Consider the following 15,278-nt stretch of genomic DNA (forward strand, 5'->3'; position numbering starts at 1 on the left):
GCACCTACCCTAAAAGCTGTCAAGCAAAGATTTCACGATTAAATACCATCCATCGACCAAAACGAAAAGCAATATTTTAAAGGGCAGAGAGATCATAACCGGCGGAAGCATCATCATTCCCATTGACATTAAGACGCTCGCCACGACCATATCGATAATTAAAAACGGAATAAAGATCATAAAGCCCATTTGAAAAGCGGTCTTGAGTTCCGAGATCGCATAAGCGGGCACCATCGTCGTCAAAGGAATATCCTGAATCGATTCGGGCTTTTTCATTTTGGCGTAGTTCATAAACAGCGCCAGATCCTTTTGCCTTGTATGCTTGCTCATGTATTCTTTAATCGGCTTCTCGGCTTTTGTATATGCTTCATCGAGACTGATTTTGTTGTTCATCAGCGGCGTTAAGGCATCCTTATTAATCTCTGAAAAAGTAGGAGCCATAATAAAAAACGTCAAGAACAGCGCAAGACCGATTAATACCTGATTCGGAGGCATGTTCTGCGTCGCCAGTGAGGTTCTCACAAAAGACAGGACGATGACGATTCTCGTAAAGCAGGTCATCAAAATCAAAATACCCGGCGCCACTGAAAAGACGGTCAAAAGCAGCAGTAACTTAACAGTAGAGCTGACTTCGGTCGGACTGCTTGAATTAAAAAGATTAATAAATTCATTCATGATGATACGGGCCTTTCTTTTTTCCTTCAGAACGGCTTTGTTTCAGCTCGCTCAGCTGTTCTTTCAGCGCTTTTGAAAACGACGGAAGCATCGTTTGCGGCTTTTTTTCTCCATCCTTACGCGGATTTACGAGTTTGGTCCATTCCACTTTTGAGGACATCGCCTCTTCGTATTGGCTCAGAATCGCCTCTCGCTCTTTTTCATCTTCAATTTCTTTTAAAAGCTGTATCGTCTCGCCGACACCGACTACAAGTACGCTGTTTCCCACTTTAATCAGCTGCACGGAACGGTTTTGGCCGACTGACGTTCCGCCGATATTTTCTACATATTGAAACGGCTTCAGCAGACGGTTTCTTTTATTCATCAGTTTGACAAATCCATAGATCAGCAGAATGACAAATAATAACGCCCCAATCATCTTTACAAAATCAAAAGCGGAGACAGAAGATGCAGAAGCATCCCCTATCTCTTGATCAGCCGTTTGTTTCGATGTATCGTTTTTTTTCTCTGTTTTGTTTGTTGATTGTTTGTCAAACCATTCGTTGACGGTGGAATTATCAGACTCCGCCGCAAAAGCAGGAAACGGATGTACATTGAGTAAAACGAAACAACAAATCAAAGCTAGTAAACCATGACTCTTTTTCAACAGTCGTACACCCTTTAGCTTAATGTTTTATTAATGGCTTCAAGCACGCGGTCCGCTTGGAACGGCTTCACGATAAAGTCTTTTGCACCGGCTTGGATCGCGTCAATGACCATTGACTGCTGGCCCATTGCCGAACACATGATGATTTTCGCCTGCGGATCGATTTGTTTAATTTCCTTTAATGCGGTAATCCCGTCCATTTCAGGCATTGTAATATCCATTGTCACAAGGTCGGGCGAATGCTCTTTGAATTTTTCGACTGCCTGTGCTCCGTCTGAAGCTTCTGCTACAACGTCAAAACCGTTCTTCACCAAAATATCCTTGATCATCATTCTCATAAATGCTGCATCGTCTACAATTAAAATTCTGTGTGCCATAATCTGTTTCTCTCCTCTATGTTCGCTTATTTTAAATTGTTAAGGCGGTCTGCCTGACTTAAAATGTCAGTAACTCTCACGCCGAAGTTTTCTTCTATAACAACGACCTCGCCCTTTGCTACGATCCGCTGATTGACCAGGATGTCAACGGGTTCACCCGCCAGCTTGTCAAGCTCAATAATGCTTCCCGCAGAAAGTTCAAGGATTTCTTTGACGCTTCTCTTCGTTCTGCCGAGCTCGACCGTAACGGAAAGCGGGATATCCATCAGCATATCAAGGTTGTTTCTTGAACCGTGCGCCGCCGCTGCATTTTGGTCAAACGCCTGGAATTCCACCGGAGCGACTTGAACGGGAGCAGCTTTTTTAGCGGTTCCCTGTCTCTTCGGAAGCTCGGGTTTTGCCTGAGGTTCCTGCTGAACGGCCGGTTCCGGCTGCGGCGTTTCGTATGTTTCCTGCGGCTGTGATACGGCTTCCGCGGCTTCTGCCACAGGCTGATCTGTATTCATCAGCTCCGCGATCAGATCTTTCGCAAACGTAAGCGGATAAAGCTGCATAATGCTCGAATCGATTAATTCACCGACTTTCAGGCGGAATGAAACTTTTACGAGCAGGTCATCCTCGGGTATTCTGTCCGTCCCTTTTTCTTCCGTCACATCCAGAAGTTCAACCCGCGGCGGAGAAATGTCGATCTTTTTACTGAATACGGTCGACATTGATGTAGCAGCCGAGCCCATCATTTGATTCATTGCTTCCTGCACGGCGCTCAGGTGGATTTCCCCGAGGGACGGATCGGCGCCTTGGCCGTCTCCGCCAATCATCAAATCCGCGATGATGGCTGCGTCGCTTTGTTCTACGACGAGCAAATTGCTGCCGTCAAATCCTTCTGTGTAGTTCACTTCAATGGCAACATACGGATGAGGAAATTCATCACTGATTTTGCTTTTTGAAATGACGGTCACACTCGGTGTCGTAATGTCCACTTTTTGATTTAAAAGAGTGGACAGCGCCGTAGCTGAGCTGCCGAATGAAATATTCCCGATTTCTCCGATCGTATCGCGCTCAAGTTCAGACAAGGTCGCCTTTTGAGGCTGTTCTGTATCCTCTTGACTTCCTGTGCCATTAAGAAGAGCATCGATTTCATCTTGAGATAATCTATTGTTCATCTTGTTCACCTCTTATGTCGTGATCTAAAATTTGCACTGCCTGTCTTCGATTCACCCGGCCGGCCTGCCCTAAAAACTTCGGTTTGTTTCCGACCAATACAGTAAGAGGATCAGTCACTGATTTGTCCAGAGTTATACAGTCCCCGGCTTCCAAACTTAAAAATTCTTCTATTGTCAGTTCAGAAGCTCCCAAGAGAGCTACTACGGGAATTTGTGCCGTCATGATGCGCTTTTCAAGCGACTTCGTTTCTTCGGGCTTCGCTTCATTCCGATCTGATTGCATCCAATAATGTACGGAAAGCTTAGGGATTATCGGCTCAAGTACGACATGGGGAATACAAAGATTAATGACACCGCTGATTTCACCGATCTGCGTATTGAGAGAAATGACCACGACGGTTTCATTTGGCGAAACCATCTGTACAAACTGAGGATTCACTTCAAATTCAGTCATTTCAGGATCAATATCAGCAATGGATTGCCAAGCTTCTTTGTAGTTGCCCAGTGCATTTTCAAATAAATTAGAAATAATGTTCGTTTCTATTTCCGTAAGATTGTCAGCTTTGTTATGGGTGATGCCGATGCCTCCCATGACGCGGTCTAGCATGGCGTATGCGATGGTGGGATTAACCTCCATCATGATCCTTCCTTCCATCGGATGAACATCGAACAAATTCAGGATCGTCATGTTCGGTATGGAACGGATAAATTCTTCATACGGCACCTGGTCAACTGAGCTGACAGATATATGGATATATGTTCTGAGCTTGGCGGAAAAGTGAGTTGTGAGAAGCCTCGCAAAGTTATCATGTATCCGGGTTAAACTCCGTATCTGATCTTTCGAAAACCTGAGCGCCCGTTTAAAATCATATACCTTTACTTTTTTCTCTTTAACTTCCTTTTTCAGCTCTTCCGCATCCGCCTCACCCGTCGAAATGGCTGAAAGCAGTGCGTCTATTTCATTTTGAGAGAGAACTTCTCCAGACATTTTCTTCACCTCCGTATTCTGTCAAATTTGTTTTTATTGCAGATTAAAGGAGGTAATGTACACTTTCTGAACTTTTCCTTCTTGGAGATAGCTGTTTACTTTTTCTTTTAAGGATTGTTTAAACGCTTCTCTTCCTTTATCTCCCTCAATCTCTCCGGCGCTTGTATCGGCTAAAATGGAAATGATGTTGTCTTTCACCTGAAAATCGCGTTTTTCAAGTTCTTCCTTCGCTTTTTCCGAGTCGGTTTCAAGCTTGATGCCGATGCGGATGATGCTGTCGGACTTTAAGTTCGTCGTGATATCGTCGACAGACACAGTGGCTGCAACGACTTCATCGATTGTAGGCTTTTTGTCTTTGTCTGAATGTCCGCTGACGACAAAATATGCTGCCGTTCCGAGGCCGGCAACGACAATTAAAATAATCAGCATAATAATGACTAATTTTTTTTTCATTCTTCTTCCTCTATTCCCTGATCCAGTGAAAATATTTGTATGCTATGGTAAAACGAAATGACTTTTTTAAGAACTGCTTCTTCCGGTTCTTTCACTACGAACTTTTTGCCGTTGGACAGCGTAATCGTCGTGTCGGGGAAGCACTCAATCTGTTCGATAAACAGCGCGTTCAGCGTAAAAGGCTGGCCATTTAAACGGGTGACTTGAATCATTCAATCCGGAGAAGCGGCCTTACCGCCTCCCCTCCCTCCTTACCGTTTCAGATTAACCAGCTCCTGAAGGATTTCATCTGAAGTCGTAATGATTTTTGAGTTTGATTGGAAACCGCGCTGAGCAACGATCATTTCGGTAAATTCATCTGTCAGATCAACGTTTGACATTTCAAGATAGCCTGCCAAAAGCTTACCTGAGCCGTTTTCGCCCGGAGCGGTGACAGCACTTGCAGCTCCTGAACTTAATGATTGTCTGTAAAGGTTTCCTCCGATTTTTTCCAGACCGGCGCTGTTAGGGAACGTGACCAGACCGATTTGTCCGGCATCATGAACCGCATCCCCTGCATCAGTGTATGTAACGGTTCCGTCTGCACCGATACTGTAATCTTTCGCGTCAGTCGGAATATTGATTTTGCCCCCGCCGATTTTTTCAAGGTAGTAGCCGTCAGTCGTAACAAGGTTGCCTTTATTGTCCTTTCCGAAATTCCCCGCACGTGTGTAAACGATTCCCGCACCTGTATTAATCTGAAAGTAGCCGTCACCGTCAATGGCTAGGTCGGTTTTATTCTGTGTAGCCTGCGGGGCGCCGGTTGAATGAACGACATCAATGGAAGAAGTCGCGGCACCCAAGCCGATTTGTTTTGAATTGGTCACGTTTGAACCGCCGGCGACTGTCTGGCTGATCAAATCTTTAAACGTAACGCGGCTTTTCTTAAATCCCACTGTGTTGACGTTGGCGATGTTATTGCCGATTACGTCTAGTTTTGTCTGAAAGTTTTTCATGCCGCTGATACCGGAATATAATGAACGTAACATGTTAAATTCCCCCTGGGTTTTCTTTTTATTTAGATGTTTCGCTGACTGCCGTGACATTCCACGGACTGACCTCTTTGCCATTTTCAAGCACGAGCACGTAATTGCCGTTTGAATGCTTGACTGAATTGACTGGGCTTGTCTGATCCTTCCCGTCGCTGTCGCTGAATGTGACATTTTTGCCGATCCAGTTCACATACATCGTAAACGGATCTTGATTTTCGACAAATTTAGTCATCGTCGTATTCATATTCATCATTTGCTCCAATGAAGAAAATGTCGCCATCTGGCTGATGAACTCTTTGTCATCAACCGGATTGAGCGGATCCTGGTTTTGAACCTGTGTCATTAAGATCTTCAGAAATTCGTCTTTCCCTAAATTCGTGCTGCTGTTTACGGCGGCGGTGCTCTTCGTATTAGAAGTGCCCGCTGCAACATAATCCGAGTTTACTGATGTCAACTATTCTTCCTCCATTTCATTGAGAGAAAGCTCCTCCAGCATATCTCCGAAATCGCCTGACTGCTGCTGGTTTTTCTGCTCTCTCTGTCCCTGCTGCTGCTGTTTATTGTGATCGGCTGTCTGACCGTAAACCGGCTGCTGATCCCCGCTTTGAAGCGGGACGGTAAAACGGTCGATTTGGACCGACATATTCGGAAGCGACTGTTTCAGCTGAGGAAGATGCTGTTCCAGCAGCTCTTTCGCAGACTGGCTTGATGCGATTATTTTGCTTTGAAACATCCCGTTTTCGTTTGTCACCTTAATCGTGACAAAGCCGAGGTTCTCAGGATTAAGACGAATCGTAAAGCTTCCGGTCGTTTTCCCGAAAGGCGTGTATTTCATCTGTTTCCAGCCGCTGATGACCTGGTCTGTTAACGGTTTATTTTCTGCCGGCGGCTGTTCGGCTCCTGCGGACGCTTGCTGAATGCCGGCAAGACTTCTCGTTCCCGAAAACAGTATATGCGCGGACAATTTGCTGTCAGATGCTTTCACGTGAGAAATCGTGCCGCCGTTTTGCTGTTCCGTTTTCCCGGCAGACTCTTGAGATGATTCAGATGATTGAGATAACACAAAAGCTTTCAGCTCAGTTTCAGCCATATTCCATTCCTTTGTTCCTTTTTGAGAAAGGCCCGCAAGCTGCTCAGCGACGCTTTGAAAGCTCTTCAGCTCAGCGGCCGACATAGAATAAAGCTTAGATGCAGATTCATTTTTCGGAAACAGCGTCTGCCGCAGGTCTTGAATTACGCGGTCCGGTACGCCTTGTTTTTTCAACGCTGCTAATAAACGGTCGCCTTCCTGATAAACCGCCTTTGCCTGTGCGCTGTCCGGCTGATTCTCTTGATGCGCAAATAGCTGGGCTGCGGCTTCTTGAATGAAAAGGAGGCCTGTTTCAAGCGCGTCTCGCCCGGAATCCCCGTCATTAGCGGGCGAACCCGGCTCAATCTTTTCAGGCTTCACCCCATGCCGTTTGCCGGCTAACATGTCTTCAACAGATTCAGCAAGCTGCTTCAATAAAGGAAGAGCTGTTTCAGCCGTTTGCTTTCCTTCAAGGGCTTTGACCGCCTCAAGCAGCTGTTTCAGCTGAAGTTCTTTATCTTCCGGGCCGGCTTTCAGCCAATCACCGATTTTCGAGAGAGCATCATTCAGCTCTGCATCACTTGTTTTCGCCTCATCTCCGGGCTTCTGTTGAGAAGTGATTTCCGACAGAAGCCGGTTCTGAAATAGGCCTAAGCTGTTTACATTCATCTTCACATTGCTGTTTTGCGCAGTCTGCGTGCGATTCCCCGTTATTTCAAGCAGCTTCAACTTACATCACTCCTTATTTCCGTCAGCGGATAGTTTTTCTGTATATTTAGCCGCTTGTTCAGGAGTCATTTTCGTCAAGATTTCAGCAAGCTGCTTTTTACTTAGTCCGTTTAAAATATCGAGGGCTTCTTTTTCTTTCAGCTTTACGATAATGCTTGCCGCTTTACCGCTGTCCATACTTTTATAGATGTTGATCATTTTATCTTTTCCCGCTGAACCCGAAGCGTCTTTTTTCGTTTCATCCGTTTTCTGCTGCTGTTCCGTTTTCTGCTGCTGTTCAGCTTCCTGTTTCAATGAACGGATTTTCTGGTTCAGATTGTCGATTTCGGATTTGCTTGTGTCCAAATCTTTATTTAAAATGTTGATTTCACTTTTTTGTTCCTTTATGGTCTTTTCAAGAGAAGCCGTTCGGTCTTCCTTCTGCTTTTCCGCTGCGCTTTTCGTTTCTTTCGTTTCGGGAACCAATTCTTTTAAAACAGGCGTTTTTGCGGCTGTTTCCTGAATCGGCTTCATCACATCTACGCCGGCAGCCCAAAGGACGATGCTTGCAACGATGATCAGAAAAATCAGCGGGATAATGATAAAAAGCAGGATTGAACCGAACTTTCCAGATCCCTTTTCTTTATCGGCCATTTTATTCGCTCCTAATGCCCCTGAATCATAAACTGCTTGATTGAAATATCGTCCATTTCCCTCATTTCTGCAGCTTTGTCTTCAAGAGCAAACATATTAAATTGTTTTTCCCGCATTTTTTCAAATTTCTTTACTTCAATGTTTTTTTCGGTGAGCTGTTCCTGCTTCTCATTCATTTCATTTCGTTTCATAATGACAAGTTTTTGATAATGATAGATAGTGTTCTCAAGATTGGAGACAAATTGTTGATAATGTCTCATTTCCTGAACGCTCATCCCGCATTTCAGCTTTGATTCTTTGTCTTTTTCGAGCGATTCTTTTTTGCTCATATTTTCATATAGTTTTTCAGCCACTGTTTCAAATTCAGAAACCGATTGTCTGTATTCAGACAATGTTTGGTCTTTTTCATTCTCTTTTAATTCCAGCAGCTTTTGAAATCTGAATTGGTACGCCACGATGTTTATTCCTCTTTTCCTGTCATACTCGTCAATACCGCAATACTGTCTTCCAATTGAGCAGGTTCTTCCGTTCCTTGTTTTAAAAATTGAATGAGCTGCGGATAAAACTGAATCGCTTCATCAATTTCTCTCGATGACCCTCTTTTGTAAGCTCCGATATTAATGAGGTCTTCAGAGTTTTGATAAGTTGACAGAAGATCGCGGAATTTGTTGGCCGCCTCTATATGCGCGGCGTCTGAAATATTAGACATAACCCTGCTGATGCTCTTCAGGATATTCACCGCCGGGAACTGCCCTTTGTTGGCAAGCGCCCGATCGAGAACGATATGCCCGTCTAATATTCCGCGCACCGTATCGGCAATCGGTTCATTCATGTCGTCTCCGTCAACGAGAACCGTATAAAAAGCGGTTATCGTCCCTTGTTCATTCGCACCCGTTCTTTCCAGTAAACGAGGCAGAATAGCGAACACGGAAGGTGTATATCCTTTTGTCGTCGGCGGTTCCCCCGCTGCCAGCCCGATTTCACGCTGAGCCATCGCAACCCTCGTGACGGAGTCCATCATGAACATGACATTCCGGCCTTTATCACGGAAATATTCCGCAATGGCGGTCGCTGTATATGCCGCTTTCAAACGCATTAATGCAGGCTGATCAGAAGTCGCGACTACGACAATCGAGCGTTTCAAGCCTTCTTCGCCTAAATCCTTCTCAATGAATTCCCGCACCTCGCGCCCCCGTTCACCGACGAGTGCGATGATGTTTAGATCGGCTTCGGTCTGCTTTGCGATCATTCCCATCAAAGTGCTTTTTCCGACTCCGCTTCCGGCAAAAATTCCGATTCTCTGCCCTTTTCCTACTGTCAGCAGACTGTCAATCGACCTGACACCGACACCCATCTTTTCCCGTATCGGCGGCCGTTTCATCGGGTTTGGCGGCGGCTGTTCCGTCGAAACGGGAGACAATCCTTTCGGAAGCGCCCTGCCGTCAAGAGGCTCACCGAACGCATCAACAACCTGTCCGATTAAACCTGCGCCTACTTTGATACGGAGAGACTCGCCGGTAGCCTCCACAATGCTGCCCGGCGCAATGCTTGCCGCTTCCAGATAAGGCATTAACAGTATGTTTTCATCCTGGAAGCCTACAACCTCAGCTTTAATCGCTTTTTTTGAATGACCTTTCGGATAAATGAGACAAACATCTCCGATCGAGCTTTCGGGCCCTTTTGATTCAATCATCAGCCCGATGACACGTTTAACCTTACCGTAGCGTTTGTACGGATCCGCTGTTTCAATCGAGTCTATTAAATACTGTGTCTTCATTGCTCCGCTCCCGCCTCAAGCGCCGTTAAAAGCTTTTGCTTTAATTGCATCAGCTGGGTGTCTATTCCTGCATCAACCCGTCCGAACGGTGTTTCTATGGAGCACATTCCCTTTGCAGCTTTTTCATCGGCATACAAGCTTAACCTGCATTCTTTGTATAACAGCTGCTGAATTTCATCCATATGCTGATGAACCGTCTCATAATATTCCGGGTCCACATAAATGGAAATGTCATCATAATCTTTCACTTCGGCTATTACCTGTTTGACTAACAGAAGAAAAGCTTCTTTATCATCACTTTTTTGCCGCCAAACTTTTTTAGCGAGTGCAACGGAAAGCTCAATGATTTCTTCCTCAGCGCTTTCCAGCTTTTCCTCGACTGACTGTCTGGCCATTTCCATAACGGCATTGGCCCGGCTGATGAGGTCTGCGTATTCGGCCTGAGCCTCGGCTTTTCCCAATGCCATGCCTTCGTTATATCCTTCTGCCTTTGCATCTTCCATCAGTCTTTGTTTTTCATCCGCCCAGCGGCTTTTCTCTTCCTCAATCTGCCGGAGGGTGTAATCCAGCTGTTTTTTCGCTTCTTCAGATACCCTGTCGGCTTCTGCTTTGGCAAAAGCCATGAGAGCTTCAGGATTTTCTTCCTCCAGGTCGAGCTGGGGATGCGTTTTCCTGACTTCTTGCAAGGAAAGCTTGCGCCGTTTCTGTTCAGGAGAAAATGATGATTGCTGTTTAATGATATTAGACAATAATATCGTCTCCTCCGCCTCGCGCGATTACAATTTCACCGGCTTCTTCAAGCTTGCGGACGACGCCCACGATTCTTGATTGCGCCTCTTCCACATCACGCAAACGCACAGGCCCCATAATTTCCATTTCTTCTTTAAACGTTTCAACCATACGCTGTGACATATTGCTGAAGACGATCTCTTTGACTTCCTCGCTCGCAACCTTCAATGACAGCAGGAGGTCGTCATTTTCAACATCCCTGATCACGCGCTGAATCGCACGGTTATCAAGGGTGACAATATCTTCAAAGACAAACATCCGTTTTTTGATTTCATCCGCCAATTCAGGATCTTGTATTTCTAATGAATCAAGGATCGTTTTTTCCGTTCCTCTGTCTACACCATTTAACACTTCAACAACCGCTTCTATGCCGCCTGTCTGCGTATAATCCTGCGTAAAGGAGGAGGACAGCTTTTGTTCAAGAACCCGCTCCACTTCATTTATGATTTCAGGAGACGTCCTGTCCATAACCGCAATCCTTCTCGCCACCTCAGCCTGAACGTCCGGGTTCAGCTCAGACAAAATCTGTCCGGCCTGCACCGGGTCAAGGTAGGATAAAATCAGCGCCATCGTTTGCGGATGTTCTTGCTGAATGAAATTCAAAATCTGTTCGGGCTCCGCTTTTCTTGCGAAGTCAAACGGCTTTACCTGCAATGAAGAGGTCAGCCTGTTTAAAATGCTTACCGCTTTGTCTTCTCCGAGCGCTTTTTCAAGCACTTGGCGGGCGTAATTTAAACCGCCTTGAGAAATATAATCCTGAGCGATTGCGATATTATGAAATTCTTCAATGATTTCATCTTTTCTCTGATGATCGACGCTTCTGACTCCCGAAATCTCGAGAGTCAATCTTTCAATTTCTTCTTCAGACAAATGCTTGTACACAGAGGCTGATACATCAAGACCTAAGGAAATCATGAGGATGGCTGCTTTTTGTTTTCCTGTAAGCTTGTTCTGATCACGTTTCGCCATTTTCCATTCCCCCTAATCCTCGTCCAGCCAGCTTCGAAGCAATTTTGCAAAGTCTTCCGGTTTTTCTTTAGCCATTTTTTCAAGCTGTTTTCGTCTGACTGTTTCTTCCGTTTCATTTTTCTCTTCGTTGATATCAGGCAATCGAACCGGCTCCGGCGCCGTTTCATATTCGTATTCTTCATACTCATCCTCTTGAGAGCGTTTCTTTCTGATGAGGAGAATAATAAGCAGAATAATGGCTGCAAGCAGCACCCCGCCTGTAATGTATACCCAGATCGGGAGACCTGAAGATTGTGCCGAATTTGTGTTCAGGCTTGTTTTTCCGTCAAACGGCTGTACGGAGACAACGATTTTATTGTTAATATCATTGGCCGTCAGGTTTTGATTTTGCGTTTCATTTTTATCAAGGGACGTTCTGACAACCGTTCCTAAAATCTTCTGTATATCAGCCTGTCTCTGCGCTGATAATGAGGCGGCATTTTTCGGATTCGGCGGTTCCACCATGACCTGAATGCCTAAATCACGCACTTTATACGGGCTTTCTGCGATTTCTTTATGAATGCGGTTGACTTCATAGTTGATTTTATTGCTGCTTTTTTCGTAGTCTCCGCTGTTTGAACCGTCATTTGCTCCTGCATATTTAGTGTTCGCGGTGTCATTGCTGCCCGTTCCGGCTGTTCCGCCGTTGGCCGCGCCGTCGCCTTTATACGTTTCCGCAACTTTTTCGGCGCTTACCGCTATGCCTTCCATGTTATCTTTATCGACAGGCTCGACTATGTCTTCAGTGCGTTTTTCTTTCGTGAAGTCAATATCTGCCGTAACCGAAACCACGACTTTATCCTGCCCCATCATTGTGCCGAGCAGTGATTGGACATGTTTTTGAATATCCTTTTCGACCTGCGACTTAATCCCTTGCTGAGAAGCATAACTGTCAGAAACGGACCCTGCGCCGCTGTCGCTTTTGTCATAATATGTAGAATTTTGATCCATTATGACGATATTATCTTCTTTTAAGTTCGGGACGCTTTTAGAAACGAGATGGTACAGCCCGTTGATCTGGCTTTGATCAAGCGAGTAGCCCGGTTTAATCTGCAAAACGATCGATGCGGATGCTTCCGGCTGACCTTCACCGACAAACACGGCTTCTTTCGGCATATTGATCATGACCTTCGAGCTTTTAATACCGTCCATTTCATTTATCAGGTTTGACAATTCAGTCTGAGTCGCCTCAACCTTTAAAACGTCAAACTCATTATCTGTCAGGCCGAAGCCCGCATTCTGTCCGAAAAATGAATAATCAATTGAACCCGTTTTCGGCAGGCCTTCCGCGGCAAGCTGCACTTTAAGCGAATCCACTTGGCTCTCAGGAACCTTAATGACCGTGCCGCCGTCAGCAAGTTCAGAAGACACCTTTTTCGTATCGAGCTCTTCTTTAATCTTCCCCGCTTCTTCCGCGGACAAATCTTTATAAAGAGGCACCATCTTTTCAGACGAAGTAAAAATAATAACGACGATGAGTAAAATAATAAATGCGGCCAAGCCGCTTACCATGAGTATCTTCTGTGTTTTTGATCTGTTATTCCAAAACGCTGCCGTTTTGGTTTTCATTTGCGTTAGAGTACGATTCATGTTAACCCCCGGTCATTCCAGTCATTCTCTTTCATCTGACCACTACATCTGCATTCTCATGATTTCCTGATAGGCTTCCACAGCTTTATTGCGGAATTCGGTAGCGGCCGTCAGAGAAATATTTGCTTTTTGAGCAGCGATCATGACCTCGTCAAGGTTTACATCCTTTCCTGCAGCCAGTTTGTTCGTTATTTGGTCAGATTGCACTTGCGACTCATTTAACGAATCAATCGAGTTTTTTAAAAGCTCCGAAAAGCTTGTTTGATTTGAAGAATCAGTTTTTTGAGCTTGATTTAATTGATTCGTTACGTTTTGAGTGTTTTGGGTTTGTTGAAGCTGAAAAGGAGTAATAGCGTTAACCACTTACATCACCTTACTTTCCGATTTCTAAAGCCTTTAAAAGCATGCCTTTGGAGGCGTTCAATGCCGTCACGTTTGCTTCATATGATCTCGTGCTGCTGACAAGATCCACCATTTCCTTTAATGGATCTACATTAGGTTTTTGTACATATCCGTCTTTATTCGCATCGGGATTTTCCGGATCGTAAACAAGATTAAAAGCGGATGGGTCTTCCGTAATCGAAGATACCTTTACGCCATTTCCGGCGTTTCCGATTCCGTTCATCTTGGAATTTAAAAGGGACGAAAATGATTCGCCTCCGGATTGGAGAGAAACCAGCTTTCTTCTGTAAGGCACCCACTCGCCATTGACCTGCTTCGCTCTCGTTGTGTCCATATTGGCCAGGTTGGACGATACGACGTCCATCCGGACACGCTGTGCAGTTAAAGCAGACCCAGAAATATTTAAGCTTTGAAAGCCACTCATTATTTTCCTCCTGTCAAGACTGTTTTCAGGGAATTGAATTTGCCGCTCATTCTTTCAACCAAAGCCTGATAATTAATTTGGTTTTCGGCTAAATCTGTCATTTCTTTGTCGATATCGACATTGTTTCCGTTTTGCTGGTACGATGTGTCACCGCTGGACACGATGGAATAATCGTCCCCCGAATCCGTAAAGTCAACGTGTCGATAGTCGGTTTTTACAGCCTCAAGATTGGATGTTTCCTGATCTAACAAATTTCGGAAAGAGACTTTTTTTGCCTTATAGTTCGGTGTATCTATATTGGCGATATTATTAGTTAAGACTTTTTGCTTAATGTCCGCTCTCCCCAAGGCATTCTCAAGATTTTGTATAGTTCCAGAAAATAAGTCCAAATCCACTTACCTCCATTTCAGATATTTTTCTCCTAAAAATCCTTGTCGAGAATTGTAAAACCATATGCTTATTGTAAGAAATAACAGGCTTAAAGTCTATGAAGTTAGGCTAAAAAAAAGTGCTCATTTGTATCTATTTTGCACATAGGTATTAAGTCCTAGAGTATTTGGACTACAAGCTTTTGGTTAATATAAGACTGAAAATAGCTGAATTTCTGTATCTTCCCCTTTTTCTCACACAGCAAGATGGATTATCTCAGATCAGATTCCAATAATCAACTTTAAACTCCAACTTTTCACCTATTGTCCATAAAAAAAAGCAGGATCCCCACTTTTAGGGATCCTGCTTTTGGATTAATGAGATTTTAGGTTTTCCAATTCAATAAGGAATTTATTGTTCAGAACTTTAATGTAAGTCCCCTTCATTCCAAGTGATCTGGATTCAATAACGCCGGCGCTTTCGAGCTTTCTCAGCGCGTTAACGATGACTGAACGGGTAATGCCTACACGGTCGGCAATCTTACTTGCCACAAGCAAGCCTTCGTTTCCGTCAAGCTCTTCAAAGATATGCTCAATTGCTTCAAGTTCACTGTAAGACAAAGAACTGATCGCCATTTGAACAACTGCTTTGCTTCGCGCTTCTTCTTCGATCTCTTCTGCTTTTTCTCTTAAAATCTCCATTCCTACAACAGTTGCTCCGTATTCAGCAAGAATGAGATCATCATCTTCAAATTGGTCCTGCAGACGGGACAGAATCAATGTGCCCAGGCGCTCTCCTCCGCCGATAATCGGCACAATCGTCGTTAAGCCCGCTTGGAACAGGTCTCTGTTTTCAACAGGAAAAGCCGTATATTCGCTGTTGATATCAAGGTTTGAAGATGTCTCCGGAACGTTGAAAAGGTTTTTCGTGTACTCTTCCGGGAATTGGCGGTCTTCAAGCATTTTTTTCATGCGGTCATTTTCGATCTGCTGATTAATAGAGTAGCCCAAAAGCTTTCCTCTGCGGCTGACGACGAAAATATTAGAATCGATGACGTCGCGAAGCGTTTCTGCCATTTCTTTAAAGTTTACGGGTTTGCCTGCCGCAGCCTGCAGCATGCTGTTAATAATTCGTGTTTTTTGTAGTAAAGCCATG

General features: G+C 44.7%; 20 protein-coding genes. All 20 read right to left on the minus strand.

Annotation, left to right across the window (positions count from 1 at the left end):
- Positions 1-9: 9 nt before the first annotated feature.
- On the minus strand, positions 10-675 hold the full coding sequence (gene fliP / locus Y79_RS0101525) for a flagellar type III secretion system pore protein FliP (RefSeq protein ID WP_016936111.1): 666 nt from the start codon (positions 673-675) through the stop codon (positions 10-12).
- A complete protein-coding gene (fliZ, locus tag Y79_RS0101530; RefSeq protein ID WP_016936112.1) occupies positions 668-1,321 on the minus strand; it encodes a flagella biosynthesis regulatory protein FliZ in 654 nt (217 codons plus the stop codon). Before fliZ ends, fliP begins: the two co-directional genes overlap by 8 nt.
- A 14-nt stretch (positions 1,322-1,335) precedes the next feature.
- The gene (gene cheY, locus Y79_RS0101535) at positions 1,336-1,698 is read right to left on the minus strand and encodes a chemotaxis protein CheY (protein WP_003154238.1); all 363 of its coding nucleotides are present in this window, start codon (positions 1,696-1,698) and stop codon (positions 1,336-1,338) included.
- Positions 1,699-1,724: 26 nt separating this feature from the next.
- The gene (fliY, locus tag Y79_RS0101540; RefSeq protein WP_016936113.1) at positions 1,725-2,861 is read right to left on the minus strand and encodes a flagellar motor switch phosphatase FliY; all 1,137 of its coding nucleotides are present in this window, start codon (positions 2,859-2,861) and stop codon (positions 1,725-1,727) included.
- Positions 2,851-3,849: a flagellar motor switch protein FliM gene (gene fliM, locus Y79_RS0101545; RefSeq protein ID WP_016936114.1), complete on the minus strand. Its 999-nt coding sequence runs from the start codon at positions 3,847-3,849 to the stop codon at positions 2,851-2,853. Before fliM ends, fliY begins: the two co-directional genes overlap by 11 nt.
- Before the next feature lie 33 nt (positions 3,850-3,882).
- Complete coding sequence (fliL, locus tag Y79_RS0101550) at positions 3,883-4,302, minus strand: flagellar basal body-associated protein FliL (RefSeq protein ID WP_016936115.1); 420 nt, start codon at positions 4,300-4,302, stop codon at positions 3,883-3,885.
- Positions 4,299-4,514, minus strand: coding sequence for a swarming motility protein SwrD (gene swrD / locus Y79_RS0101555; protein ID WP_003154243.1), 216 nt, complete (start codon positions 4,512-4,514; stop codon positions 4,299-4,301). Before swrD ends, fliL begins: the two co-directional genes overlap by 4 nt.
- A 39-nt stretch (positions 4,515-4,553) precedes the next feature.
- Positions 4,554-5,330 carry a flagellar basal body rod protein FlgG gene (flgG, locus tag Y79_RS0101560; protein ID WP_016936116.1) on the minus strand — a complete coding sequence of 259 codons (777 nt, stop codon included), beginning with the start codon at positions 5,328-5,330 and terminating at the stop codon, positions 4,554-4,556.
- Positions 5,331-5,355: 25 nt separating this feature from the next.
- Positions 5,356-5,787: a flagellar hook assembly protein FlgD gene (gene flgD / locus Y79_RS0101565; protein ID WP_016936117.1), complete on the minus strand. Its 432-nt coding sequence runs from the start codon at positions 5,785-5,787 to the stop codon at positions 5,356-5,358.
- Complete coding sequence (locus tag Y79_RS0101570; RefSeq protein WP_016936118.1) at positions 5,788-7,131, minus strand: flagellar hook-length control protein FliK; 1,344 nt, start codon at positions 7,129-7,131, stop codon at positions 5,788-5,790. It lies immediately after the preceding gene.
- A gap of 6 nt (positions 7,132-7,137) precedes the next feature.
- On the minus strand, positions 7,138-7,764 hold the full coding sequence (locus Y79_RS0101575; protein ID WP_016936119.1) for a MotE family protein: 627 nt from the start codon (positions 7,762-7,764) through the stop codon (positions 7,138-7,140).
- A gap of 11 nt (positions 7,765-7,775) precedes the next feature.
- Positions 7,776-8,219, minus strand: a complete 444-nt coding sequence (fliJ, locus tag Y79_RS0101580) for a flagellar export protein FliJ (protein WP_016936120.1) — start codon at positions 8,217-8,219, stop codon at positions 7,776-7,778.
- A gap of 5 nt (positions 8,220-8,224) precedes the next feature.
- Positions 8,225-9,541 carry a flagellar protein export ATPase FliI gene (fliI, locus tag Y79_RS0101585; RefSeq protein ID WP_016936121.1) on the minus strand — a complete coding sequence of 439 codons (1,317 nt, stop codon included), beginning with the start codon at positions 9,539-9,541 and terminating at the stop codon, positions 8,225-8,227.
- The gene (gene fliH / locus Y79_RS0101590; RefSeq protein WP_016936122.1) at positions 9,538-10,290 is read right to left on the minus strand and encodes a flagellar assembly protein FliH; all 753 of its coding nucleotides are present in this window, start codon (positions 10,288-10,290) and stop codon (positions 9,538-9,540) included. The genes fliI and fliH overlap by 4 nt, the downstream gene beginning before the upstream one ends.
- Complete coding sequence (gene fliG / locus Y79_RS0101595; protein WP_003154256.1) at positions 10,283-11,299, minus strand: flagellar motor switch protein FliG; 1,017 nt, start codon at positions 11,297-11,299, stop codon at positions 10,283-10,285. Before fliG ends, fliH begins: the two co-directional genes overlap by 8 nt.
- Positions 11,300-11,311: 12 nt before the next feature.
- The gene (gene fliF / locus Y79_RS0101600; protein ID WP_029575205.1) at positions 11,312-12,928 is read right to left on the minus strand and encodes a flagellar basal-body MS-ring/collar protein FliF; all 1,617 of its coding nucleotides are present in this window, start codon (positions 12,926-12,928) and stop codon (positions 11,312-11,314) included.
- 42 nt (positions 12,929-12,970) lie between these two features.
- Entirely contained in the window at positions 12,971-13,291 is a 321-nt protein-coding gene (gene fliE / locus Y79_RS0101605) for a flagellar hook-basal body complex protein FliE (RefSeq protein ID WP_016936124.1), read from the minus strand.
- A gap of 10 nt (positions 13,292-13,301) precedes the next feature.
- Positions 13,302-13,754, minus strand: coding sequence for a flagellar basal body rod protein FlgC (gene flgC, locus Y79_RS0101610; protein WP_016936125.1), 453 nt, complete (start codon positions 13,752-13,754; stop codon positions 13,302-13,304).
- Complete coding sequence (gene flgB / locus Y79_RS0101615; RefSeq protein ID WP_016936126.1) at positions 13,754-14,143, minus strand: flagellar basal body rod protein FlgB; 390 nt, start codon at positions 14,141-14,143, stop codon at positions 13,754-13,756. Before flgB ends, flgC begins: the two co-directional genes overlap by 1 nt.
- A gap of 354 nt (positions 14,144-14,497) precedes the next feature.
- Positions 14,498-15,277: a GTP-sensing pleiotropic transcriptional regulator CodY gene (codY, locus tag Y79_RS0101620; protein ID WP_013352252.1), complete on the minus strand. Its 780-nt coding sequence runs from the start codon at positions 15,275-15,277 to the stop codon at positions 14,498-14,500.
- Between the last annotated feature and the right edge of the window lies 1 nt (position 15,278).

This window comes from Bacillus siamensis KCTC 13613, assembly GCF_000262045.1.
GTDB lineage: Bacteria > Bacillota > Bacilli > Bacillales > Bacillaceae > Bacillus > Bacillus siamensis.